General features: G+C 74.1%; 18 protein-coding genes. 9 read left to right on the top strand and 9 right to left on the bottom strand.

Annotated features, from left to right (window positions below):
• The first annotated feature begins 4 nt into the window (after positions 1-4).
• The 8 genes from ACBJ59_RS02315 (at position 5) to menC (ending at position 7,608) form a co-directional block, all read left to right on the top strand.
• Positions 5-1,099, top strand: coding sequence for an ABC transporter permease (locus tag ACBJ59_RS02315; RefSeq protein ID WP_364129299.1), 1,095 nt, complete (start codon positions 5-7; stop codon positions 1,097-1,099).
• Positions 1,096-1,974, top strand: coding sequence for an ABC transporter permease (locus ACBJ59_RS02320; RefSeq protein WP_364129296.1), 879 nt, complete (start codon positions 1,096-1,098; stop codon positions 1,972-1,974). The genes ACBJ59_RS02315 and ACBJ59_RS02320 overlap by 4 nt, the downstream gene beginning before the upstream one ends.
• Positions 1,971-2,744 carry an ABC transporter ATP-binding protein gene (locus ACBJ59_RS02325; RefSeq protein ID WP_375108484.1) on the top strand — a complete coding sequence of 258 codons (774 nt, stop codon included), beginning with the start codon at positions 1,971-1,973 and terminating at the stop codon, positions 2,742-2,744. The genes ACBJ59_RS02320 and ACBJ59_RS02325 overlap by 4 nt, the downstream gene beginning before the upstream one ends.
• Complete coding sequence (locus tag ACBJ59_RS02330; RefSeq protein WP_375108485.1) at positions 2,741-3,649, top strand: ABC transporter ATP-binding protein; 909 nt, start codon at positions 2,741-2,743, stop codon at positions 3,647-3,649. Before ACBJ59_RS02325 ends, ACBJ59_RS02330 begins: the two co-directional genes overlap by 4 nt.
• Positions 3,646-4,797 (top strand): M24 family metallopeptidase, encoded by a 1,152-nt coding sequence (locus ACBJ59_RS02335; protein ID WP_375108486.1) that lies wholly within the window; start codon positions 3,646-3,648, stop codon positions 4,795-4,797. Before ACBJ59_RS02330 ends, ACBJ59_RS02335 begins: the two co-directional genes overlap by 4 nt.
• Before the next feature lie 218 nt (positions 4,798-5,015).
• Positions 5,016-5,570: an acyclic terpene utilization AtuA family protein gene (locus ACBJ59_RS02340; RefSeq protein WP_375108487.1), complete on the top strand. Its 555-nt coding sequence runs from the start codon at positions 5,016-5,018 to the stop codon at positions 5,568-5,570.
• Positions 5,571-5,719: 149 nt separating this feature from the next.
• Positions 5,720-6,511: a GNAT family N-acetyltransferase gene (locus ACBJ59_RS02345; protein WP_375108488.1), complete on the top strand. Its 792-nt coding sequence runs from the start codon at positions 5,720-5,722 to the stop codon at positions 6,509-6,511.
• Complete coding sequence (gene menC, locus ACBJ59_RS02350; protein WP_375108489.1) at positions 6,508-7,608, top strand: o-succinylbenzoate synthase; 1,101 nt, start codon at positions 6,508-6,510, stop codon at positions 7,606-7,608. Before ACBJ59_RS02345 ends, menC begins: the two co-directional genes overlap by 4 nt.
• On the opposite strand, the gene ACBJ59_RS02355 is transcribed toward menC, so the two are convergent.
• The 8 genes from ACBJ59_RS02355 to ACBJ59_RS02390 all read right to left on the bottom strand — a co-directional run bounded on the left by ACBJ59_RS02355 (position 7,598) and on the right by ACBJ59_RS02390 (position 18,261).
• Complete coding sequence (locus ACBJ59_RS02355) at positions 7,598-8,263, bottom strand: ATP-binding cassette domain-containing protein (protein ID WP_364129278.1); 666 nt, start codon at positions 8,261-8,263, stop codon at positions 7,598-7,600. The genes menC and ACBJ59_RS02355 overlap by 11 nt on opposite strands.
• A complete protein-coding gene (locus tag ACBJ59_RS02360) occupies positions 8,260-10,134 on the bottom strand; it encodes a dipeptide/oligopeptide/nickel ABC transporter permease/ATP-binding protein (protein WP_375108490.1) in 1,875 nt (624 codons plus the stop codon). The genes ACBJ59_RS02355 and ACBJ59_RS02360 overlap by 4 nt, the downstream gene beginning before the upstream one ends.
• Positions 10,134-11,087 (bottom strand): ABC transporter permease, encoded by a 954-nt coding sequence (locus ACBJ59_RS02365; RefSeq protein WP_375108491.1) that lies wholly within the window; start codon positions 11,085-11,087, stop codon positions 10,134-10,136. Before ACBJ59_RS02365 ends, ACBJ59_RS02360 begins: the two co-directional genes overlap by 1 nt.
• The gene (locus tag ACBJ59_RS02370) at positions 11,088-12,659 is read right to left on the bottom strand and encodes an ABC transporter substrate-binding protein (protein ID WP_375108492.1); all 1,572 of its coding nucleotides are present in this window, start codon (positions 12,657-12,659) and stop codon (positions 11,088-11,090) included.
• Positions 12,660-12,756: 97 nt separating this feature from the next.
• Positions 12,757-14,343 carry a PucR family transcriptional regulator gene (locus tag ACBJ59_RS02375; protein WP_375108493.1) on the bottom strand — a complete coding sequence of 529 codons (1,587 nt, stop codon included), beginning with the start codon at positions 14,341-14,343 and terminating at the stop codon, positions 12,757-12,759.
• A 49-nt stretch (positions 14,344-14,392) separates the two neighbouring features.
• Positions 14,393-15,703, bottom strand: a complete 1,311-nt coding sequence (locus ACBJ59_RS02380; RefSeq protein WP_375108494.1) for a serine hydrolase domain-containing protein — start codon at positions 15,701-15,703, stop codon at positions 14,393-14,395.
• Complete coding sequence (locus tag ACBJ59_RS02385; protein ID WP_375108495.1) at positions 15,667-17,535, bottom strand: S9 family peptidase; 1,869 nt, start codon at positions 17,533-17,535, stop codon at positions 15,667-15,669. Before ACBJ59_RS02385 ends, ACBJ59_RS02380 begins: the two co-directional genes overlap by 37 nt.
• Positions 17,536-17,670: 135 nt before the next feature.
• The gene (locus ACBJ59_RS02390; RefSeq protein ID WP_375108496.1) at positions 17,671-18,261 is read right to left on the bottom strand and encodes a DUF4240 domain-containing protein; all 591 of its coding nucleotides are present in this window, start codon (positions 18,259-18,261) and stop codon (positions 17,671-17,673) included.
• Between the two features lie 221 nt (positions 18,262-18,482).
• Here ACBJ59_RS02390 and ACBJ59_RS02395 point away from each other — a divergent pair, with 221 nt between their 5' ends.
• The gene (locus ACBJ59_RS02395; RefSeq protein WP_375108497.1) at positions 18,483-19,778 is read left to right on the top strand and encodes a UDP-glucose dehydrogenase family protein; all 1,296 of its coding nucleotides are present in this window, start codon (positions 18,483-18,485) and stop codon (positions 19,776-19,778) included.
• 148 nt (positions 19,779-19,926) lie between these two features.
• On the opposite strand, the gene ACBJ59_RS02400 is transcribed toward ACBJ59_RS02395, so the two are convergent.
• On the bottom strand, positions 19,927-22,347 hold the full coding sequence (locus tag ACBJ59_RS02400; RefSeq protein WP_375108498.1) for a hypothetical protein: 2,421 nt from the start codon (positions 22,345-22,347) through the stop codon (positions 19,927-19,929).
• Positions 22,348-22,431 lie beyond the last annotated feature (84 nt).

Genomic DNA, 22,431 nt, shown 5'->3' on the forward strand with positions numbered 1-22,431 from the left:
CCAGGTGTCCGAATCCCCGGATCCGGCGGGCACGCCGCCCGCCGGCCCGGCACCCGCGCGGGCGCGGCGGCCGCGGGCGCATCCGCTGGCGCGGTTCCTGGTGCGCCGCATCCTGCTGGCCGTGCTGATGGCCTGGGGCATCACCCTGGTGACGTTCGTCCTGACGAACCTCGTGCCGGGCGACCCCGTGGCCGCCAACCTCGGCCAGCGCGCCCTGGGCGACCCGGCCATCGTGGCGCAGTGGCGGGCCGAGCACGGCCTGGACAAGCCGCTGTGGCAGCAGTACCTCATCCACCTGCAGGGCCTGGTCCAGGGTGACCTGGGCACGAGCCAGCAGAGCCACCGCCCCGTCAGCCAGGACCTGGCCGAGTTCGTCCCGGCGACGCTGGAACTGGCGGGCGCGGCGATCCTCGTCTCGCTCGTGCTGGGCGTGGCGTTCGGGGTCGTGGCGGCGCTGCGCCGGGACCGGCTGGCAGACCACGCGCTGCGGGTGCTGAGCCTCATCGGCATCTCCGTGCCGACGTTCTGGCTGGCGCTGGTGGCGTTCTACATCTTCTTCTACCGGCTGCAGCTCACCCCGGGCAGCGGCCGGGTGGACGCGGCGCTCGGCTCGGCCCCGCCCGTGACGGGGCTGCAGACGATCGACGCGCTGCTGGCCGGGCGGTGGGACATCTTCTCCTCCGCGGTCGGCCACCTGATCACGCCCGCCCTGGTGCTGGCGCTCTACACGATCGGGCTGCTCACCCGCTTCACCCGCTCGGCGGTGCTGGAGGTGCTGGGGCAGGACTACGTGCGCGCCGCCAGGGCCAAGGGCCTGCCGGGCCGGACGATCCTCTTCCGGTACGTCCTGCGCTCCGCCCTGGTGCCCATCATCACCGTGGCGGGCCTGGCCTTCGGCAGCCTGCTGTCCGGCACCGTGCTGGTCGAGGCCATCTTCGCCTGGCCCGGCGTCGGCCAGTACGCCTACAAGAGCGCCACCACCCTCGACCTGCCCGCCGTCATGGGCGTCGGCCTGGTCGTGGGCGTCGTCTACCTGGTCATCAACCTGATCGTGGACGTCCTGTACGGCGTCATCGATCCCCGAGTGAGGCTGCAATGAGACGGCGGGACCCCCTCGCCCGCAAGGGGCTGCTGCGGCGGCTGCCCGAGGCGTGGCGGCAGCCGCTGGCGATCGTCGGCGGCGTGCTGGCCGTGGCCTGGCTCGTCATCGCGCTGGCCGCGCCCCTGCTGGCGCCGCACGACCCGCTCGCCCAGGAGCTGCCGCGGCTGGCGCCCCCCGGGCCCGGCCACTGGTTCGGCACCGACCAGCTCGGCCGCGACATCCTCAGCCGGGTGATGTACGGGGCGCGCGTGTCGATCCCGCTGACGCTGCTGCTGGTGGCGCTGTCGGTGCTGATCGGCGGGCTGCTCGGCGCGTGCGCCGGCTACTTCGGCCGGTGGGTCGACGAGACGATCATGCGGGTGGCGGACCTGGTGTTCGCGTTCCCGACCGTGATCCTGGCCATGGTGGTGGCCGCGGCGCTGGGCGCGAGCCTGACGAACGCGGTGCTGGCCGTGCTGGTCGTCGCCTGGCCCGCCTACGCCCGGGTGACGCGCGGGCTCGTGCTGGGGGTGCGGGAGCGGGAGTTCGTGCTGAGCGGGCGGCTGCTGGGCTTCTCGGTGTGGCGCTCGCTGCGGGTGGACGTGCTCCCGAACGTGACGGGCCCCGTCCTGGTGCTGGCCACCCTGGACATCGGCACCGCGCTGCTGCTGCTGTCCGGGCTGTCGTTCCTGGGCCTGGGCGCCAAGCCGCCCTCCCCCGAGTGGGGCGCGATGGTGGCCTCCGGCGTGGAGGTGTTCGACAGCTGGTGGGTGGCGACGTTCCCGGGGCTGGCGATCCTGACGGTGGTGCTGGCGTTCAACTTCCTCGGTGACACCCTGCGGGACGCCCTCGACCCCCGTACCGCTCGCGCGATCAAGGAGCGTGCGCTGTGACGCTGGACATCCGCGATCTGAAGGTGTCGATCGGCGGCAAGGAGATCCTGCGCGGCGTCGACCTGCGGCTGGCGGCCGGCCGCGTGCACGGGCTGGCCGGGGAGAGCGGGTCGGGCAAGACGATGACCGGCCTGGCCACGCTGGGCCTGCTGCCGCACGGCGCGCGCGTGTCGGGGACGATCGCGCTCGGCGAGCGCGACCTGCTGGCCCTGCCGCCCAAGGAGCTGAACCGGGTGCGCGGCGGCGAGGTCGCCATGGTCTTCCAGGACCCGGCGACCAGCCTGCACCCGATGCTGACCATCGGCAAGCAGCTCACCGAGCACATGCGCCACCACCTCCGCCTGGGCAGGGCCGAGGCGCGGGCACGGGCGGTGGAACTGCTCGGCAAGGTCCGCATCCCGGGGCCGGAGGAGGCGTACGGGCGCTTCCCGCACCAGTTCTCCGGCGGGATGCGGCAGCGCGTCGCGATCGCCATCGCGCTGGCCTGCTCGCCCAAGGTGCTGATCGCGGACGAGCCGACCACCGCCCTGGACGTGACCGTGCAGGCGGGCGTGCTGCGGCTGCTGCGCGGGCTCTGCGACGAGCTGGGGCTGGCCGTGCTGCTGGTCACGCACGACCTCGGGGTCATGTCGGCGGTGGCGGACGAGGTCAGCGTGATGAAGGACGGCCTCGTCGTGGAGTCGGGGCCGCGCGGCCGGGTGCTGCGCGAGCCGGCGCACGCCTACACGAGATCGCTGCTGGACTCGCTACCCGAAGCGGAGACGTCATGAGCCTGCTGACCATCGACGACCTGGTCGTCGAGCACCGCTCCCCCGGCCGTCCCGTGGTGCGGGCGGTCGCGGGGGCCAGCCTGGCGGTCGGCCCGGGCGAGGTCGTGGGGCTGGTCGGCGAGTCCGGGTGCGGCAAGTCGACGCTGGCCCGCGCGGTCTGCGGGCTGAACCCGATCAGCGCGGGCTCGATCGCGTTCGACGGGCAGCCGGTCACGCCGCTCGGGCTGCGGCGCAGGAAGCTGACCGGGATCCAGATGGTGTTCCAGGACCCGTACGCGTCGCTGAACCCCCGCCGGCGGGTGGGCGACCAGATCGCCGACGGGCTGCGCACCGCGCGGGACACCGCCACCTCCCCCGCCGACCTGCTGGAACGCGTCGGGCTGCCGCGCGACTTCGCGGGGCGGCACCCGCACGAGTTCTCCGGCGGGCAGCGGCAGCGCATCGCCATCGCCAGGGCGCTGGCCGCACGGCCGCGGCTGCTGATCGGCGACGAGCCGATCTCGGCGCTGGACGCCTCCGCGCAGTCGCAGGTGGCCAGGCTGATGCGGGACCTGGCGGTGGAGTCGGGCGCGGGCCTGCTGTTCATCAGCCACGACCTGTCCGTGGTGCGGCTGATCGCGGACCGGATCGCGGTCATGTACCTGGGCAAGATCGTCGAGGTGGGCGACACGGCCAAGGTGTGGGCCGATCCGCGGCACCCGTACACGAAGGCGCTGCTGGGGGCCATTCCCAAGCCGGACGGGCTGGGCGTGCTGCCGGCGGAGCTGCCCGGGGACGTGCCGGATCCGGCGAACCCGCCGGGCGGGTGCCGGTTCAACCCGCGCTGCCCACTGGTGATGGACGTGTGCCGCGAGAAGGAGCCGGACTTCGGGCCGGTCGCCTGCTGGCTGCACGAGCCGAAGTGAGCCCGCGGCCGTACGACGGGGCCGCGCCGCGGGAGCCCGCGGCCCGGGACGAGCGGCCCGCGGCCCTGGAGGACCTGGCGCCGCGGGCCACCCTCACGGTGGGGGACGCCCTCACGGTGCCGGACGGCCTGGCCGCCGGGCGGTTGGCGGCCGTGCGGGAGGCGATGGCCGACGCCGGGGTGGACGCGATCGTGCTGCGGCCCTCGCCCGACTACCGGTTCCTGGGCGGGGGCACGGGAGAAGGCGGTGGGGGCGCCTTCCTCGTGGTGACGGCCGACGCGCTGGCCGAGACCGCCGATCCGGCCGGGGTGGTGCCCGAGGGGGCGCGGCGGGTCGGGGTGGATCCGGAGATGCGGGTGCGGGAGCTGTTCGGGCTGGCGATCGAGGCCGAGCTCGTGCCCGCCTCCTCCGTGCTGGCGCCGCTGCGGCTGCGCAAGGAGCCGTACGAGGTCGAGGCCGTCGCACGGGCGGCCGCCGCCGCGGAAGGGGTGCTGGGGCAGGCGCGGGAGCTGGCCTGGTTCGGGGCGACCGAGCGGGCGATGGCCCACCGGCTGCGGCTGCTGCTGGTGGAGTCGGGCTGCGAGGACGTGGTGGCGCTGCGGGTGGCGGCGGGCGAGCACACGGCCCGGCCCGCGCACGTGCCCGGCGAGCGGGTGATCAACCCCGGCGACGCGGTGACGGTGTCGGTGTGCGGGCGGTGGGGCGGCTACTGCGCCGAGTCGGCCAGGGTGTTCGTCGTGGCCGAGCCGCCGGAGGACTTCGAGGCGATGTACTCGGTGGTGCTGGCGGCGCACCGGGCGGGGCTGGCCGCGATGCGCCCCGCCGCGCCGGTGGCCGAGGTGGCCAGGGTGATCGGCGAGGTGATCGACGGCAGCGGGTACGGGCGGTTCGCGGCGGCGCACGTCGGCCGGGGTGTCGGGCTGGGGCCCGACGAGGGGCCGCGTACCGGCGAGGACACCGTGCTGGCGGCCGGGATGACGTTCTGCCTGGAGCCGGCCATCTACGTGCCCGACCTGTTCGGCGCCCGGGTGGCGGACGTGGTGGCCTGCGCGGAGCCCGGCCCTGAGATAGGTGCGGAAATGGGTGCGGAGACGGGTGCGGTGGTTCTGGGGTCCAGCCCGCACACCCTGCACGTCCTCGACCGCTGACCTGGGAGGGGGCACACGGTCGCCTCCCCGCTCGGCTGGAGCGCCGTCGTGATCGGGGTCGTGGTGCTCGTCCGGCTGGTGTGGCTGCTGCCGGCGGCGCGCCGGCTCGACGCCTGGAGCCTGCGCTGAGCGCCTCCGGCGGCATGGTCGCCGTCCTCGCGGCCGCCTTCCGTGAGTAACGGTGTGTGATGGTTCGCGGCAAAGGGTAGTCAACCAACATGCTGCGCATCGGCACATGGAGGTCTGCCGAGTCGGTCGATGTCGTCGCCTGCGGCTGGCACGACAGCGGCCCTGGAGCCCTCGCGACGGGCATCAAGCTCATCTACGGGACGGGCGGCCGGGTGCCGGAGCTCCCCGGGCTGCGCGTCGGCGCCCGGCCCGCACAGGGCGCCGAGGAGATCGCCGAGCTGCTGTGCCAGGGGCTGGACGTGGTGCTCACCGCTCCCGGCTGCTGCCCGGCCGCGCCCGTGGTGGCGGCGGGGATGTGGCACTACGGCTGGACGCGGGGCGACGTCGGGGCGCTGGCGGGGGCGACCGTGGCGGGGCTGGCGATGGCGGCGCAGGCGGGCCCGTGCTCGGTGGAGATCTGGCGCGACGGCCGCAGCTCGCTCGACGGCCACGTGACCGCCGCGGCCGTGCGCGCGCGCCTGGCGGCCCGCTTCCCGGGTGGCCGCTACCGCACGCCGGAGGTCACGGTGCCGCTGGAGTCCGTACGCCTGAGCCAGGAGGCGCCCAGCCGGATCCGCATCGCCCTGCGCGCCGGATCCCGCTGAGCCCGTACGCGCCGCCGCCCGCCGGGCGCGTACGGGTAACAATCTCCCCCGCCGGCGGTGAGGCGATGCTACGAAAGACCGCCGCCCTCTTGGTGGTCCCGGACGAATCCCGGCGACCGGCGATGGCATACCGTCGCCATGGGATGTCCGTGAGGGGAAGGGTTGGCACGTTGATCGAGGTCAGGGAGCTCCACGAGCTGGCGGAGCTCGAGCGGGTCTACGCGCTGTTCGACGGCATCTGGCACTTCGGCGCCGGCGACCCGCCCATCACCCTGGAGCTGATGCGGGCGCTCGCGCACGCGGGAGGCTACGTGGCCGGCGCCTTCGACGGGGAGCGCATGGTGGGCGCCTCGGCCGGCTTCCTGGCGACCGGGGGCGCCCTGCACTCGCACGTCACCGGCACACTGGCCGGCCGCGGCATCGGGTTCCAGCTCAAGCAGCACCAGCGCCGCTGGGCCCTCGCGCGCGGGCTGGAGCGGATCACCTGGACCTACGACCCCCTGGTCCGCCGCAACGCCCACTTCAACCTGGCCAAGCTGGGCGCCCGCCCGCTGGAATACCTGCCGTGCTTCTACGGCGTCATGGAGGACGCGATCAACCAGGGCGACGAGTCCGACCGGGTGCTCGCCTCCTGGCCGCTGACCGCGCCGCACGTGGAGGCGCTGGCACGGCGGGAGCCGCGCGTCGCGCCGGTCCCCGATGACGCGGTGGTGGCGCTGGCCGACGAGGGCGGGCGGCCGGTGACGGTCCCCGGGGCGGCGGACGCCGGGACCGTGCTGGTCGCGGTGCCGGCCGACATCGAGGCGCTGCGCCGCGCCGACCCGGGGACGGGCAAGGCGTGGCGGCACGCCGTACGTGATGTGCTGGGCGGTTTGATGGCGGAGGGCCGCCGGGTCACGGGGTTCTCCGGGAAGTCGTACTACGTAGTGGAGAAGATGTGAAGATCACTGGAGTTGAGCTGCGCCGGATCGCGATGCCGCTCGTGGCGCCGTTCCGCACCTCGTTCGGCACCGAGACGTCCCGCGACGTGCTGCTGGTCAGGGTCGTGACGCCGGACGCCGAGGGCTGGGGCGAGTGCGTGGCCATGTCCGAGCCGCTCTACTCCTCCGAGTACGTCGAGGGCGCCGCCGAGGTGATCCGGCGTTTCCTGCTGCCCGCGCTGCCGGCGAACCTCGACGTGCACGACGTCGGCCGGGCACTGGAGCCGATCAAGGGCCACCGCATGGCCAAGGCCGCGCTGGAGACGGCGGTGCTGGACGCGCAGCTCAGGGCGGCGGGCGAGTCGTTCGGCCGCTTCCTCGGCGCCGCCCGGCCACGGGTGCCGTGCGGGGTGTCGGTCGGCATCATGGACTCGGTCCCGCAGCTCCTGGACGCCGTGGGGGGCTACCTGGAGGAGGGGTACGTCCGCATCAAGCTGAAGATCGAGCCCGGCTGGGACGTCGAGCCGGTGCGGGCCGTGCGCGAGCGGTTCGGCGACGACGTGCTGCTCCAGGTGGACGCGAACGCCGCCTACTCGCTGACCGACGCCCGCCGCCTGGCCCGGCTGGACGCGTTCGACCTGCTGCTGATCGAGCAGCCGCTGGCCAACGACGACCTGGTCCAGCACGCCAAGCTGGCCACGCGGCTGAAGACGCCGATCTGCCTGGACGAGTCGATCGAGTCGGCCGAGCACGCCGCCGCGGCGATCGCGCTCGGCTCCTGCTCGATCGTCAACATCAAGCCGGGCCGGATCGGCGGCTACCTGGAGGCCCGCCGCATCCACGACCTGTGCCGGGCGAACGGGATCGCGGTGTGGTGCGGCGGCATGCTGGAGACGGGCCTCGGCCGGGCGGCGAACGTGGCGCTGGCCGCCCTGCCGGGCTTCACGCTGCCCGGCGACACCTCCGGGTCGCGGCGCTACTACGCGACCGACATCACCGAGCCGTTCGAGCTGGTGGACGGGCACCTGGAGGTGCCGGCCGGGCCTGGCCTGGGGGTCGAGCCGATCCCGTCCGTGCTCGACGAGGTGACGACCTCGACGGAGTGGATCACCCTCTGAGCCTGGGCACCGCGGCCAGCAGGGCGCGGGTGTAGTCGTGCGCGGGCTCGCCGACGACCTGCTCGGTGGGCCCGACCTCGACCAGCCGGCCGTGGTGCATGACGGCCACCACGTCGGCGACATACCTGACCACGGCCAGGTTGTGCGAGATGAACAGCATCGCCAGCCCCAGCTCGTCGCGCAGCCCGCGCACCAGGTTGAGCACCGCGCCCTGCACGGACACGTCGAGCGAGCTGGTGATCTCGTCGGCGACCAGCAGCCCGGGGTCGCCGCCGAGGGCGCGGGCGATCGCGACGCGCTGGCGCTGCCCGCCCGACAGCTCGCGCGGGTAGCGGCCGGCCAGCTCGGCGGGCAGCCGGACGAGGCCGAGCAGCCGCTCCACCTCGCCGGCGCCGGCGCCCTCCGCGATGGTCTGGGCGACGGTCATGCGGGGGTCGAGCGAGGCGTACGGGTCCTGGAACACCATCTGCACGCGGCGGGCGCCCTCCACGGTGCCGGTGTGGGGGACGAGCCCGCACACCGCCCGGGCCAGCGACGACTTGCCGGACCCCGACTCCCCGACGAGCCCGACGACGCTGCCGTCGGGGATCTCCAGGGTGACGTCGTCCACGGCGGTGAAGGCGCCGAAGCGCACGCTCAGGTTCTTGATGATCATTTGACCTCCCAGCAGGCGACCCGCTGGGCGGGGCCGTGGGCGACGAGTTCGGGGCGCTCGTCCCGGCACCGGTCGGTGGCCAGGGCGCAGCGGGGGGCGAAGGCGCAGCCGGGGCCGACCTGCGCGGGCGCCGGCTGGGTGCCGGGGATGCCGGCCAGCGGCAGGGAGCGGTCGGTGTCGAGGTCGGGCAGGGAGGCGATCAGCGCCTTCGTGTACGGGTGCGCGGCCCCGGCGGCGAGCCGGTCGGTGGGCAGCTCCTCCACCACGCGCCCGGCGTACATGACCACGACCCGGTCGCACAGCTCCCCCACGACGGCGATGTCGTGCGAGATGAACAGGCTCGCCGCGCCCGTCTCCTCGACCACCTCGCGCAGCAGCCGCAGGATCTGCCGCTGCACGGTCACGTCCAGGGCCGTGGTGGGCTCGTCGGCGACGATCAGGCGCGGCGTGCCCATGAGGCCCATCGCGATCACGGCGCGCTGCCGCATGCCGCCGGACAGCTCGTGCGGGTGCTGCGCGGCCCGTTTCCCGGGCTCCGGCAGGTGGACGTGGCCGAGCCGGTCCACGGCGCGGCGGCGGGCCTCGGCGCGGCTCGCGCCCTGGTGCACGATGGCCACCTCGGCGAGCTGCCCGCCCACCTTGAGCGCCGGGTTGAGCGCGGCCAGCGGGTCCTGGAACACCATGGCGAGCGCGGTGCCGAGCTCGCGGTCCGACAGCGTGGCCACGTCCCTGCCGCCCAGGCGGAGCGCCGCGTACGTGACGGCACCCGGATAGGGCACGAGCCCGCCGATGGCGCCGGCGGTCAGGCTCTTGCCGCTGCCGGACTCGCCCACCAGCCCGACGATCTCGCCGGGCGCCACGGTGAGCGACAGCTCCCGCACCGGGGTGACGCCGCCGGGGAACGTGACGCTCAGGTCCCGCACCTCCAGCACCGCGTCCGGGTCGGGGGCCTCCCCCGCGACGGGCCCGGCCCGCCGCCCACGCTCGCTTCCCGGTACGGGAGCCCGCGCGGCGGCCCTGGCCAGGGCGTCGCCCAGCAGGTTGAAGCCGATGCCGGCGAGCGCGATGGCGGCGGCGGGACCGAGCACCGCCTCGGGCGTGACGTAGATGCGCGGGAACCCGTCGAACAGCACCCGCCCCCAGTCGAAGTCCGGCGGCTGCACCCCGAGCCCCAGGAACGACATCCCGGCCAGGCCGAGCAGCGCGCCGCCGAGCGCCTGGGTGAGGTTGAGGATGAGCGGCTCGGCGATGTTGGGCAGCACGTGCCTGGTCAGGATGCGGCGGCGGGGCACGCCGAGCATGCGGGCGGCGGCGACGTAGTCGGCCCCCGCGACGGTGGCGGCCAGCGTCTGGGTGAGGCGGGCGAAGCCGGGCGCGATCGCCGCCCCGATGCCGAGCACCGCGCCACGCGCGCCGAGCCCGGCGACGACCGCCGTGAACATGGCCAGCAGCAGCCCGGGGAAGGCCACCAGGGCGTTGACCGTGCCGGTGGCCAGCCGGGCGGCGCGCCTGGGCAGCACCGAGGGCAGCGTGCCCAGCACGACGCCGGCGACGGCGCCGATGAGCGTGGCCGCCAGGGCCAGCAGCAGCGAGTAACGGCCCGCCACCAGGACCCTGGCCAGCAGGTCACGGCCCAGGTTGTCGGTGCCGAGCGGGTGCTCGGGCGAGGCGCCCTGGAGGATGGCGGCGGCGTCGATGCGCTCGGCGTCCGCGCCCCAGAAGATCGGCCCCACCACGGCCAGGACCGCCATGGCCACCACGATGACGGCCCCGGCCACCCCGGGCGCGTTCCTGCGCAACCGGCCGCGCCCCCCGGGCCCGTTCGCGCGCGGGCGGCCCGTGGTCCGCACCCTGTTTCCGAGCAGGGTCATCAGGCCTCCTTGATCGCGGACGTCGGGTCGAGGGCGCCCAGCGTCAGGTCGACGGCCAGGTTCACCACCAGCACGATCGCCCCGTAGACCAGGATCACGCCCTGGGCCACCGGATAGTCCTTCTGGGTGATCGACTCGACGATCTTCAGTCCGAGTCCCGGCCAGGCGAAGACGTACTCGACCAGCACCCCGCCGGCGATGAGCGAGCTCAGCAGCAGCCCGCCGACGGTCAGGGTGGCCGTCAGCGTGTTGGGCAGCACGTGCCGCAGGTGCAGCCGGGCGGCGGGCAGGCGCTTGGCCCGGGCCAGCCGGACGTAGTCCTTGCCCAGCTCGCGCAGCGTCTCGACGCGCGAGATGCGGGCGATCATGGCGGCCGGGCCGGCCGCGAGGGCGAGCACGGGCAGCACGTACGTCACCGCCCCCGCCTTGCCCGCGGGCGGGAACCAGCCGAGCCCGATGGCGAAGACGGCCACGAGCCCGATGGCGTACAGGAACTCGGGCACGGCCACGGCGGTGCCGGTCGTGGCGCTGAAGGTGAGCTCGGTGCCGCGGTTGCGGCCGTTCTCGGTGCGCACGGCCGCCCACATGCCCAGGGGGACGGCCACCAGCAGGGACAGGGCCGTGGCGAGCAGGGCGAGCGTCAGGGTGTTCGGCAGGCGGGTCAGGATGACCTCCCCGACGGGCTCCCCGGTCAGGAACGAGGTCCCGAAATTTCCGGATATGACGTTGGTGGCGTACGTGACGAGCTGCTCCGGCAGCGGCCGGTCGAGGCCGAGCGCCGTCCGGCGCGCCTCGACCAGCTCCACGGGCGCGGCGGGCCCCAGAGCGGCACGCACCGGGTCGCCCGGGATGAGGTGGATCATCGCGAACGAGACCGCCATGAGCACGGCCAGCGACACCACGAACCGCAGCACCCGCCGCACCACCCGCCGCACGCCTGCACGGCCTGCCATTCAGCCTCCCTGCGCGAGGCGGATCGAGGTGGGCGCGAACAGCCCGGCGACCATCTGGTACGTGGCCCCCTTGGCGGCCTGCACCACCGTCGTCTCGACCACCGGCACCAGGTCCGCGCTCTCGAACAGCGCCGACTCGGCCGCCAGCCATTGCGCGCAGCCCTCGGCGGCCGGCTTCAGCGTGGCCTCGGCGACAAGGGAGTCGTACTTCTTGTTGGCCAGGTGCGCGAAGTTGGCGCCCTTGGGCGCGGCCGGGCCGGACAGGAAGCCGACGAGCTGGCTGGGCAGCGTGACGCCGATGGGCAGCCAGACGACGTCCCAGTCCTGGGTGGCGTTCAGCGACTCCGACAGCTTGGTGTCGATGGCGCCGTTCAGCTTCACCTCCGCGCCGGCCTTCTTCCAGGCGGCGGCCAGGTACTCGGCGGCGGCCTGCGTGCCGGCGCCCCGGGTGGTCGCGTACAGGAGGCGCAGGGTCAGCCGCTTGCCGTCCTTGACCCGCACGCCGTCGGGACCCGCCTGCCAGCCCGCCGCGTCGAGCGCCGCGGCGGCGGCCGCCGGGTCGTGGGCGGGCACGTGCCCGGTGACGGTGTCGCCCTGGCAGGGGCGCGGGTGCAGGACGAGGCCCGTGGGGGGCTTGCCGGTGCCGCTGGAGGCGATCCCGGCCAGCTCCTTCAGGTCGATGGCCTGGGTGAGCGCCTTGCGCACGACGGGGTCGCGGGTGGGCCGGTCGTCGCCCTGGTGGTAGAAGAACTGGCCGTTGGCGACCGGGATGACCTCCTTGGTGAGCCCGGGGGCGGCCTCCAGGCGGCTGCGGTCGGGGCCGTAGATGGTGGCGCCGTGGATGGTGCCGGAGACGAGGAGGTTGGCGGCGGTCTGCTCGTTCGGCACGACCTTCAGCACCACGGTCTCCGGCACGTCCTTGGCGGTGCCGCCGGACGGGCCCCAGGTGTACTCCCTGCGGACCTTGAACGTGTAGTGGTCGCCCGGCGCCGCCTCCGTGAGCCTGTAGGGGCCGCTGCCGGAGGTGCCGCGGGCCAGCAGCGAGCGGTCCTTGACGCCCTTGCCGCACACGACGTAGATCATGCGGGCGCTGTCCAGGATGAAGCTGAACGGGTTCGGCATGGACAGCGTCACCGTGCCGGCCGCGTCGTCGGCCGCGGCCTTCATGCCGGTGGGCACCAGCACGCCGTAGATGGGCGACTTGGTCGCCGGGTCGGCGATGTGGTTGACGCTGGCGGCCACGTCGGAGGGCGTGACCGGCGCGCCGTCGGAGCAGGTGGCGCCCTTGCGCAGGTTGAAGGTGACCTTGTCGGGCTCGACCGTCCACTTCTCCGCCAGGCCTGGCACGATCTTGCCGTCGGCCGTGACGCCGACCAGGGTGTCGTAGGCCAGCGAGAGCGTGGTGAGGGTGACGTTCAGGACACCCGTGGCGGGGTCGAGCACGCCCGGGTCGGAGGGGAGCGCGTAGGTGAACGTGCCGCCCCCGGCCGGCTCGCCACCTCCTCCCGTTCCTCCGCAGGCGGCCGCGAGCAGGGCGAGTGCGGTGAGCGCCGCGGCTTGTGGTGTTCTCATGGGTACTCCAGACGAGCGTGGGGGGAGAGCACCACCTTCGCCGCTGTCAGGTGCCGCTTCTTCGTGGCCGATCACGAAAAAGCCGGGCCGCCTCGTCCTACCGGCCGAAGATCCGCATCTGCAGCATGACGGTGAGCCGGGCGTCGGGGTCCGCCAGGTCCAGGCCGCTGATCTCGACCAGGCGCTTGAGCCGGTAGCGGAAGGTGTTGGCGTGCACGTGCACGCGGGCGGCGGCCAGGTTGACGTCCCCGAACGCGTCCAGGTACGCCCCCAGCGTGGCGGCCAGCTCCGTCCCGTGCTCGGCGTCGTGGTCGAGCAGCCGCTGGTAGGGCCCGGTGGGCGCCTGCTCCTCGGCCGCGGCCACGTCGGCGACCTGGAGCAGGAGCGACTCGAAGTGCACCTCGGCGTAGCCGGCGGCCTGCCCGGCGGTGCCCCGGGTGCGCAGCACGCGCAGGGCCCGGTCGGCGTCGGCCCGGGACCTGGCCACCTGGGCGAGGCTGAGCGCGAGGCGGCCGACGCCGATGTTGGCGGCGTGCCGGGGCCCGACCCTGGCCAGGAAGCTCTCGGCCACCCGTACGGCCCGCGCCTCCTCGTCGCCGCCGGCGGCCAGCGGCAGCACCGCGTACGCGACTGAGCCGACCAGCGCCGCCGCGGCCTTCGGGTGGATGGCGCCGACGTGCAGCGCGAGCGCGTCGCAGAAGCGCTGCCGGTCGTTCTCGCCCTGGGCCGGGTCGGCGGGCACGCCGGCGAGCTGGGCGGCCAGCACGCACAGGCGGGTGGTCGCGATGCCGAGCCGGCCCGCCGCCTCGGCCGCGTCCGCGCCCCCGGCCAGCACCGTGGACAGCAGGTCGGCGCGCAGCCGCCGCTGGGTGTCGGCCCCGGCCCGCTCGCGCAGGAGCTGCAGCGCCACGATCTTGGCCGCGTCGGCGAGCGCGCGCTGCCGCTGCGGGCTGAGCGGCTCGCGCACGACCGCCCAGATGGAGCCGAGGATCTCGTCGCCGACCCGCACCGCCATGGCGGCCCGGTTGACGATGGTCTCGTCGTCGAGCTCGATGTGGATCGGCCCGTGGCTCTGGTAGAGCCGCTTGAAGACGCCCTGCTCCTCGAGCTGGCGCAGGTAGCGCTCGGGCACCTGGCGGCCGAGCACGGTCTCCACGCGGCCCGGGTCGGTCTCGTCCTGCCGCCCCGAGAAGGCCAGGACCCGCGAGGACCTGTCCTCGATCGTGACGGGCGCGTCGAGGAGCGCGCAGACGGCGTTGGCGAGGGAGAACAGGTCGCCGTGCGCGCCCTCCCCGTCCGGCTCGGCCAGCTCGCCCTCGGCCAGCAGGGACCGCAGCAGCGCGGCCACCTGCGCCCAGGAGGCGGCCCTGGTGAGGCCGAGCACGGCCACGCCGGTCTCCAGCACCGCGGCACGCACCCGCTCGTCCACGTCCACCGGCAGCTTCACCACCACGCCGGAGGCGTGCGGCACCCGGTCGAGCAGGGCGCAGATCTCGCCGGCGCCCTGCACCCCGACGGCGAGCAGGATCGCGCCCGAGGGCACGATCAGCTCGTCGAGGGGGTCGTAGACGTGCACGCCGGTCACCTCGGCGTCGAGCTCACCGGGCGAGGCGGCCACATCGAGCACGGTGGTGCCGAGGTCGTGGAGGATCCGCCCGAGACTGGCGCGCGGGCGGTTTCTCATCCGCTCACGATAATCCACGGCACATCCCACGGCGGCCGGTGGAATCGGCTCACCCGGTCTTCGGGGTCGCGCGGGCGCCCAGGTGCACGTACGGGGAGCCGTCGGACAGCTCGTAGAACACGGCGGACATCCAGTCGGGGTCTTCCGGCGACCTGAAGACGAACGTGGTGTCGTCCACCGCGACGAGCCGGCTCTCCTGCGGCTTGTGGAGGTCGGCCAGCGCGCCCGTGGCCTCCATGCGCAGCCACGGCTCCCCGTCGCGCAGCGACACCGTCATCCGGGCGCCGGCGCGCTCGTACACGCCGGTGTAGCGGCCGGCGTCCACCTCGACCGGCGTCTCGGGCGGGCCCAGCGTGGGCGGCACGGTCAGGCCGTCGAGCTCCTTGAACAGCTCGGTGGCCACGGCGCGGGTGAAGGAGCCGGAGTGGCCGCCGTTGGTGGTGACGCAGGCGATGGTGCCGGTGCCGGGCACGGCCCAGAGCATGGCGTGCTGGCCGATGGTGTTGCCGCCGTGGGAGATGACGCGCTGGCCGTCCCATTCGTCCAGGATCCAGCCGATGCCCCACTGGCGGCCCAGCGCGTACGGGTTGGGGATCTCCACCTGCGGCTCCCACATCGCCTGAGGGTCGGCGAGCAGCCCGCCCTCCACGTGGGCCCGGGCGAAGGCCACCACGTCGGCCGGGCGCGCGCAGATCAGCCCGGCCGGCCCCGCGGAGCGCATGAGCCCCCACATCGGGGCGGGGCCGCCCTCCACGTGGCCCATGGCGGCACGGAAGCGCAGCACGTCCTCGGGCAGGGTCCAGGTGTGGGTGAGGCCGAGCGGCTCGACGATGTCCTCCTGGAGCACGTCGTCCCAGCGCTTGCCGGTCAGCACCTCCAGGACGCGGCCGGCGATGGTGAAGCCGGAGTTGCAGTAGGACTGGGTGACGCCCAGCGGGTGGTTCTGGACGAGGTCGGCGCACGCCTCCACGTACTTCTGGACGCAGTCGTCGCCGCGGCCGGTGTCGAGGAACAGGTCCCCGTCGATGCCGCTGGTGTGGGTGAGGAGGTGCCTGATCGTGACGGTCTTGGTCACCTCGGGGTCGGCCACCTTGAAGTCCGGCAGCACCTCCGCCACGGGGGTGTCGAGCCCGAGCCTGCCCCGCTCGATCTGGAGCATGAGCAGCGTGGCGGTCCACACCTTGGTGATCGAGCCGATCTGGTAGAGCGAGTCGGGGGTGGAGTCGACGCCGGTGGCGGTGTTGAGGGTACCGGCGGCGAACTCGTGCAGCTCTCCCTCGTGCAGGTACGCCAGCGCCGCTCCGGGAACCTCGTACTCGGCGATCAGCTCGGGGAGCCGCTGACCCATTGCTCCAGCCACGCGATGATCCTTTCGTTGTAGTCGTACCGGTGTGAGGGCCGGCCGTTCAGGATGAACAGGTGGGAGGCCCCCGGGTAGCGGACGAGCCGGACGGGCACCCGCCGCTCGCGCAGCGCGGCGAACCACTGCTCGGCCTGGCCGACCGGGCACCGGTCGTCGCTCTCGCCGTGCAGGATGAGGGTGGGGGCGGTGACCTCGGTGACGCGGGTGATCGGGGACTGGGCGGCCAGGTCGCCCGGGCACTCGTACGCCTTGAGCGCGAATCCCATGTCGGAGGTGCCGGACACGCTGGTCAGGTCGGTGACGGAGCCGCCCGCGACGGCCGCCTTGAACCGGTCCGTCGCGGCGGTCAGCCAGCACGTCATGTAGCCGCCGTAGCTGTAGCCGGTGACGGCCAGCCGCTCGGGGTCGGCGATCCCGTCGGCCACCAGGTCGTCGACGGCGGCGAGGAAGTCCTGTCCGTCGGCCAGGCCCCAGGCGCCCACGGCGGCGGTGTAGAAGTCCTCGCCGTAGCCGTCGCTGGCGCGGGGGTTGAGGGCGAGCACGGTCCAGCCGCGGGCGGCCAGGGCCTGGTGGTAGAGGTGGAAGCCGTCGAGCACGGGGGCCCAGGCGTTGTGCGGGCCGCCGTGGACGTCCAGGAGCAGCGGGCCGGGGGTCGTGGCGCTCTCGTCGCGCAGGACGAAGCCCTCGACCTCGGTGCCGTCGGGCGCGGTGAAGGTGCGGCGGACGGGCGTGTACAGCTCCACGTCCGGGAGGGCGTGCCCGGTGAGCCGGCGCGGGGCCTGCTCGCCGGGCTCCAGCAGGTAGACCTCGCCGGCGCTGTGCGCGGTCGCGGCCACGTACGCGACCCGCCCGGCCGCCACGCTCACCCCCGACACGCTGACGTCCTCGGGGACGAGCCTGTGGGCCGGCGCCCGGTAGAGGTGCGTCGAGCCCCGGTCACGCACGCAGAACAGCAGGTCATCGCCGAGCAGCGCCGGGGAGGCGCCCGGGTAGCCTGGATGCCCCGTCATCACGTTGCGATCGAGCCCCGTCTCCACCTCGGCCAGGCCGCCGGACTCCAGGGTGAACAGCCGCGTGTGCCCGACGGGACCGCCCTTCAGCCCCGCGACGATCAGCCGCTCGTCATCCCCCGTCCACCACACGCCGGTACAGATGATCTCCGGCCCGGTCAGCCGCTCGGGCGTCCCACCCGCGACCGGCACGGCGTACACGGCCCCTTCGGCCTCGAGGTCACCGTCGGGCGCCATGCTCGCCACGAACGCCAGCCGCTTCCCGTCCGGCGACCACGACGGCTCACCGGCGTGGAAGTCACCCTCGGTGACCCGCACCGCCTCCCGGGACTCGACGTCCACCACGAACAGGTGCGTGGTGATCCCGCGCAGCAACCCGGCCCCGTCGGCCTTGTGGTCGAGCCGCTCGGCCACGACGGGCGCATGCGGATCAGGCGCCTGCCCACCGGAGCCGACCGGACCGGCGTAGGCGATGCGGGCCCCGTCCGGCGACCACCGCGCCGCGCCGGCGCCGAGCGGCGCCTCGGTGACCACGACCGGCTCGCCGCCGTCCATGGGCAGCAGATGAAGCTGCGGCTTACCGTCCACGGCCCGCAGGAACGCCAGCCACCTCCCGTCCGGCGACCACCGGGGCGCGCTCCCCTCGGCCAGCCGCCGCGGCGGCGCGCCGGGCGCGGCGAGCCAGATCTCCGCGCGGTTCTCGTCGGCATCCCGATCGACGGTGGTGAGCGTGTACGCGACCGCACCGCCATCGGGCCGCAGCGCGGGATCGGACGGTACGGCGAAGCGGTAGAGATCGTCCAGGGAGAGACGTGGCATATCCGAACCGTAGGCCACCGCCACCCGCCCTGCTTCGGTCTCCCCGACGAACACCACCGCCCCCGTTGTGTCCCCCCACCAACCACCCCCGGCGGCTCCCGAGGAGCTCAGCGGCAACGGCATGGCTCTCGCGATTCAGGACCGGCCGTACACCTCGTGCACGTAACGGTTGATTCTTGGCAGCCTTCGGGCTGATTCTTCCTCGTCGTCCAACTCCCAGGCCTCGTCGCCGGGGCAGGGCAATGCGAGCAATTCATGGCCACGTGCCTGCAGAGCGTCGGAGAAGCTTTCGCGGTCCTTTCCTGTCACTCGTTCCCAGGCTCTACCAGTCACGTAGTCCAAGATCTCGAACTGCGGCCGGTCGTCGTTCGTCCATGAGGGTCCACGATGCTCCATGGTCACCAGGCGCCGCACTTCCGGCACGTCGGCCAGGGCGTCCGGGTCACCGGCCACCCGTTCGAAGACCTCCCGTCCCAGGCCCACGAGCCACATGTGGAAGTACCAGAAGCCGTCGCCGGAGCCGAACCCGAACAGAGCGCGCATGGCACCCCACATCAACCACGTGTCCACTCGGCGCCGGGCCGCGATCATGTGCGACGCGAAATCGATGACGTCCTCGGCGGAGCGTTGTTCCAGCACGTCTTGAAGCCATGCCGCGCGCGCCTTCTTCCCATCCGCTTCGCGCCCGGATTGCTCTATCAGGCGCCAGAACTCATCGGTATCCACAAGCGGCGATCATGGCAGGGCCGAGCGGAGCGCGCACGGGGCGTGTCGGGTGGGGCGATCGGACGGGGGCCGGGGGCGGTACCCGGGGGCCGGGGTGGTGGCGGGGCGAGGACAATAACGGGGAGGACAGTAGGGTGATGATCCTCCGCCGGTTTCGGCAACTCAGCTTCCCGAGCTAAGCGGGACGCCCGACGGGCGCCCGCGAGAATGGATGGTCAGCCATGGTTGGCAAGCCGGAACGGCAGGTGGCCGTGTTCGGTGCCGGGTACATCGGTCTGGTGACCGGTGCCTGCCTCGCCGAGCTCGGTCACCGGGTGGTGGTCCGGGACATCAACCCCGAGAAGGTCGCCCTTCTGCGGTCCGGCGACGTGCCGATCTACGAACCGGGCCTCGGCGACATGATCGCCAGGAACAAGGAGCGCCTGACCTTCACCACGGACCTGCGGGAGACCCTGGACGGCGCCGAGATCGCGTACGTGTGCGTCGACACCCCGCCGTCCGCCTCCGGCGACGCGGACCTGTCGCGGATCTGGTCGGTCGTCAGGTCGCTGGAGGGCGCCACCCAGCTCAAGGCGGTCGTGGTGAAGTCGACCGTTCCGGTGGGCACCGGCGCCCGGGTGCGGACCGCGCTGGACGAGGCGGGCCTGGCCCACGTCGGGTACGCCGCCAACCCCGAGTTCACCGCCGAGGGACGGGCGGTCTCCGACTTCCTGAACCCCGACCGCATCGTCATCGGCGCGGCCGACGAGGCGACCGCCCAGCTGATCGCCGAGCTGCACGACGGCGTGGACGGCCCGGTCGTCGTGATGGACGTACGCTCGGCCGAGATGGTCAAGCTCGCCTCCAACGCGCTGCTCGCCACGAAGATCAGCTTCATCAACGAGATCGCCACCCTGTGCGAGAAGACCGGCGCCGACGTCGAGGAGGTCGCCCGCGCCGTCGGTCTCGACCACCGCCTCGGCCCCCACTTCCTGCGCCCGGGCATCGGCTGGGGCGGCTCCTGCTTCCCGAAGGACTCCGAGGCGCTGCGCCAGCTGGCCAGCAACACCGGCTATCACCTGCAGCTCCTGTCGGCCGTGATCGAGGTCAACAACCTGCAGAAGCGCCGCGCCATCCAGCAGCTCAAGGACGAGCTGGGCACGCTGACGGGCATGCGGGTGGCGCTGCTCGGGCTGACGTTCAAGCCGGGCACGGACGACATGCGCGAGGCGACGAGCACGGTGCTGGCCGGCCGGCTGCTGGCCGAGGGCGCCGAGGTACGGTGCTGGGACCCGATGGCCCGCCCGGCCGAGACGGAGCCGTGGACGTCCACGACCCGGCACGCGACACCGGAGCTGGCGCTCGAAGGCGCGGACGCGGCGATCGTGGTCACCGAGTGGCCGCAGCTCAAGGACGTCGACTGGGCGCACGCGGGGTCGGTGATGCGCCGCCCGGTGCTGTTCGACGGGCGCAACCTGCTGGAACCGGCGGAGATGCGGGGGCTGGGCTTCACGTACATGAGCGTCGGGCGCCCGTGACCCCCGCCCCCGGGCGTCGGGTGGCCTCGGCCTTGAGCGCCGAACGTCCGCGACCCAGCGCGTCCGAACGTCCGTGACCATGGGCACCGGTCCGCTGTCGCCCCGGTGCCCACCGGTCGGTCGGTTCCGGCCGTCGGCCGGGTCCTCGTCAGGTCTCCAGCCGTGTCAATGCGGCGAGAAGTTCGGCGCGGGCCTCGTCGTCCTCGCGCACCTGCCGGCCGTAGGTGCCGTAGCGCGATGCGGGGGCGTCGCCGTACGCCTGCTCGCGTAGCTCGGGCAGGAGCGGGGCGGCGTCGGCGGCCAGCTCGCGCAGCGGTTCGGCGAGCCACGGGCCGGCGCCCAGCCGGGCGAGCTCCCTGCGTACGGCGTCGACGAGCGGCGCGGCCTCGCCGGTCACGCGGCGGATGGCCAGCGCCGCGGCGTCGAAGTCGTACGGGTCGTCGAGCAGGGCCCGCAGCCGTGGGACGAGCTCCCCGGCGGCCGGTCCGATCAGACCGGCGAGCTCGGCCCCGGCCGCCACGCGCCCGCCGCCGTCGAGCGTGTCGGCGGCGACCCGGACCGGCACGGCGGTCTCCCCCGCCCGCAGCAGCAGCCGGGCCGCCTCGATGCGGGCCTCGGCGGCGTGGTGGTCGTCTCCCGGGCCGGTGGCGAGGTCTCGTAACGCGGGAAGCAGGCCGTCCAGGGGCAGCCCGTGACGCAGCGCCGCCTGCGCGGCCGGCACGGGCTCACCGCCGGCGGCGGCCTCGGCGACGCAGGCGGCCAGCCGGCCGGGGTCGCCGGTGATCGCGGCGAGGGCCTGCGCGCACTCGAGGCGCTGCCTCCAGGACACCTTCGGGTCGTCGCGGACTCGGGTCAGGGCGGGTACCGCCGCCCCGGCCGCGGGGCCGATCGCGGCGAGCGCGCGTACGGCCCACCAGCGGTCGTCCGCGATGAGCGGCGTGAGCTCGGGCACCGCGGCGGCCGCGGCCGGGCCCCAGCGGTGCAGCAGCCTGGTCAGGGCGTTCAGCTCGTTGTGCCACCGGGTTCTGGTGAGGAGCGCGTCGTAGTCGCCGCCTTCCCCGGGCTGCTCGGACGGCAACGCCGCCAGCCGCCGCCGCACCGCGCCGAGCAGGGCGGCGTCACAGGGGACGCCGGTGTCGATGAGCAGGTTCAGGAGCTCGGGACCGGCCCGGCCCGCTACGAGGGCGGCCATGAACGGCTCACGCCAGCGCGGATCGCCGAGCGAGATCAGGATCTCCAGGGACGCATTGAACAGCCGCGCCTGGTCTGTGTTCGGATCCCCCCAGACCGGACCCTGCTCCGGGGCCGACGCCGAGGGCGGGGTCGCGTTCTGGTGGGACGTTGCGTCCCGGACGGGAGCCGCGTGCTGTGCGAAAGCCGGATCCTGGGGAGGGGCCGCGTCCTGGGCAGGGGCCGCGTCCCGGGTGGTGGTCAGGTCGGTGGTGGGTGTGGGCGGGCGGGTGGTGACGTAGGTGGCCAGGATGTCGGCGGTCGCTGGTGCGGCTGCCGAGAGGTCCCTGACCGCTGCCACGGCGGCGGTGCGGACGGTGAGGTCGGGGTGGCTGACGGCGGCGGCCAGCAGGGGCGCCAGCTCCGCGCGGGCCGAGCGCGACCGCGCGCACCGGTCGTAGGCAGCGTCGACGGCGGCGCGGGCGGCCTCGGCGGTCCCCCGCTCCAGCAGCGCGCGGCAGACCTCGGTGAACGCCGGGCCGCCGAGGTGCGAGACGATCTCGCCGAAGGGGTCGCCCGACCACACCCAGCCCTTCAGCGGCTGCTCCCCGTTCGACCAGAAGCCGACGAGCAGCTCGGAGGTCGTGTCCGGCCACGGGAGCCCGGCGTCGGCGATGGCCCACAACGCGCCGGCCCGGAGGGCGGCCCGCTGATCGGGCGTCGATTCACCGTTCCGAACCGGGGACGGCCCGTCCATGGCAGCCTCGGCAGCCCCGCCCGCCCACCGCCCCTCCAAGGGGCGCCCGTCATCCCCGCCCGCGGACGGCCGATCCGGTGTCAGCTCGGCGGTGAGCCAGGCGGCGCTTTCCGGCGGGTCGAGGCGGGCGGCGGCGGCGAGCAGGCCCGCCAGCACGTACGGCGAGCTCTCCCGCGAGCGCCGTGCCCGCAGCGCCGGCATCACCTCGGCCGCCGACGCGCGGGGCAGGTTGCCGAGCAGGTAGGTGGCGGCGTGCCGGAGCTCGGCGTCGGGGTCGTCCAGCAGCGGCAGCAGCCGCCCCGTCTCGCGGGCCAGGGCCGCGCTCACGTCCTCCAGCACCTCGGGGGCCGCGTCGTCGGTCGAGGCGATCGCGCCGAGCAGGTGGACGAGCCGATGGCGCCTGCGGGTGCCCGGGTCGGCGGCGAGCCGGGCGATGAAGGGCACCGCCCACGGCGTCGCGCCGTACAGCGTGCCCTGGTGGAAGACGCTGCCGAACAGCTCGTCGATCGCCTCCTCCGCCACCCCGTCGTCCTCGCCGACGGCGTCCCGCAGGGTCTGCGGCACGTCCTCCGCCGAGCCGTACGCGTGCTCGAGGGAGCCCCAGTCGATGTCGTCGATGCCGTCGAGGGCGGCGGTCGTCATCCGTCGTCGTCCTTCCCCATCTGTCCCGGCCTGTCTGCGTGACCGGCAGAAAGCCTAGGGGAAACCTCCGACAGACGATCAACG

The organism is Nonomuraea sp. MTCD27 (assembly GCF_041950495.1).
In the GTDB taxonomy this organism is placed as follows: domain Bacteria; phylum Actinomycetota; class Actinomycetes; order Streptosporangiales; family Streptosporangiaceae; genus Nonomuraea.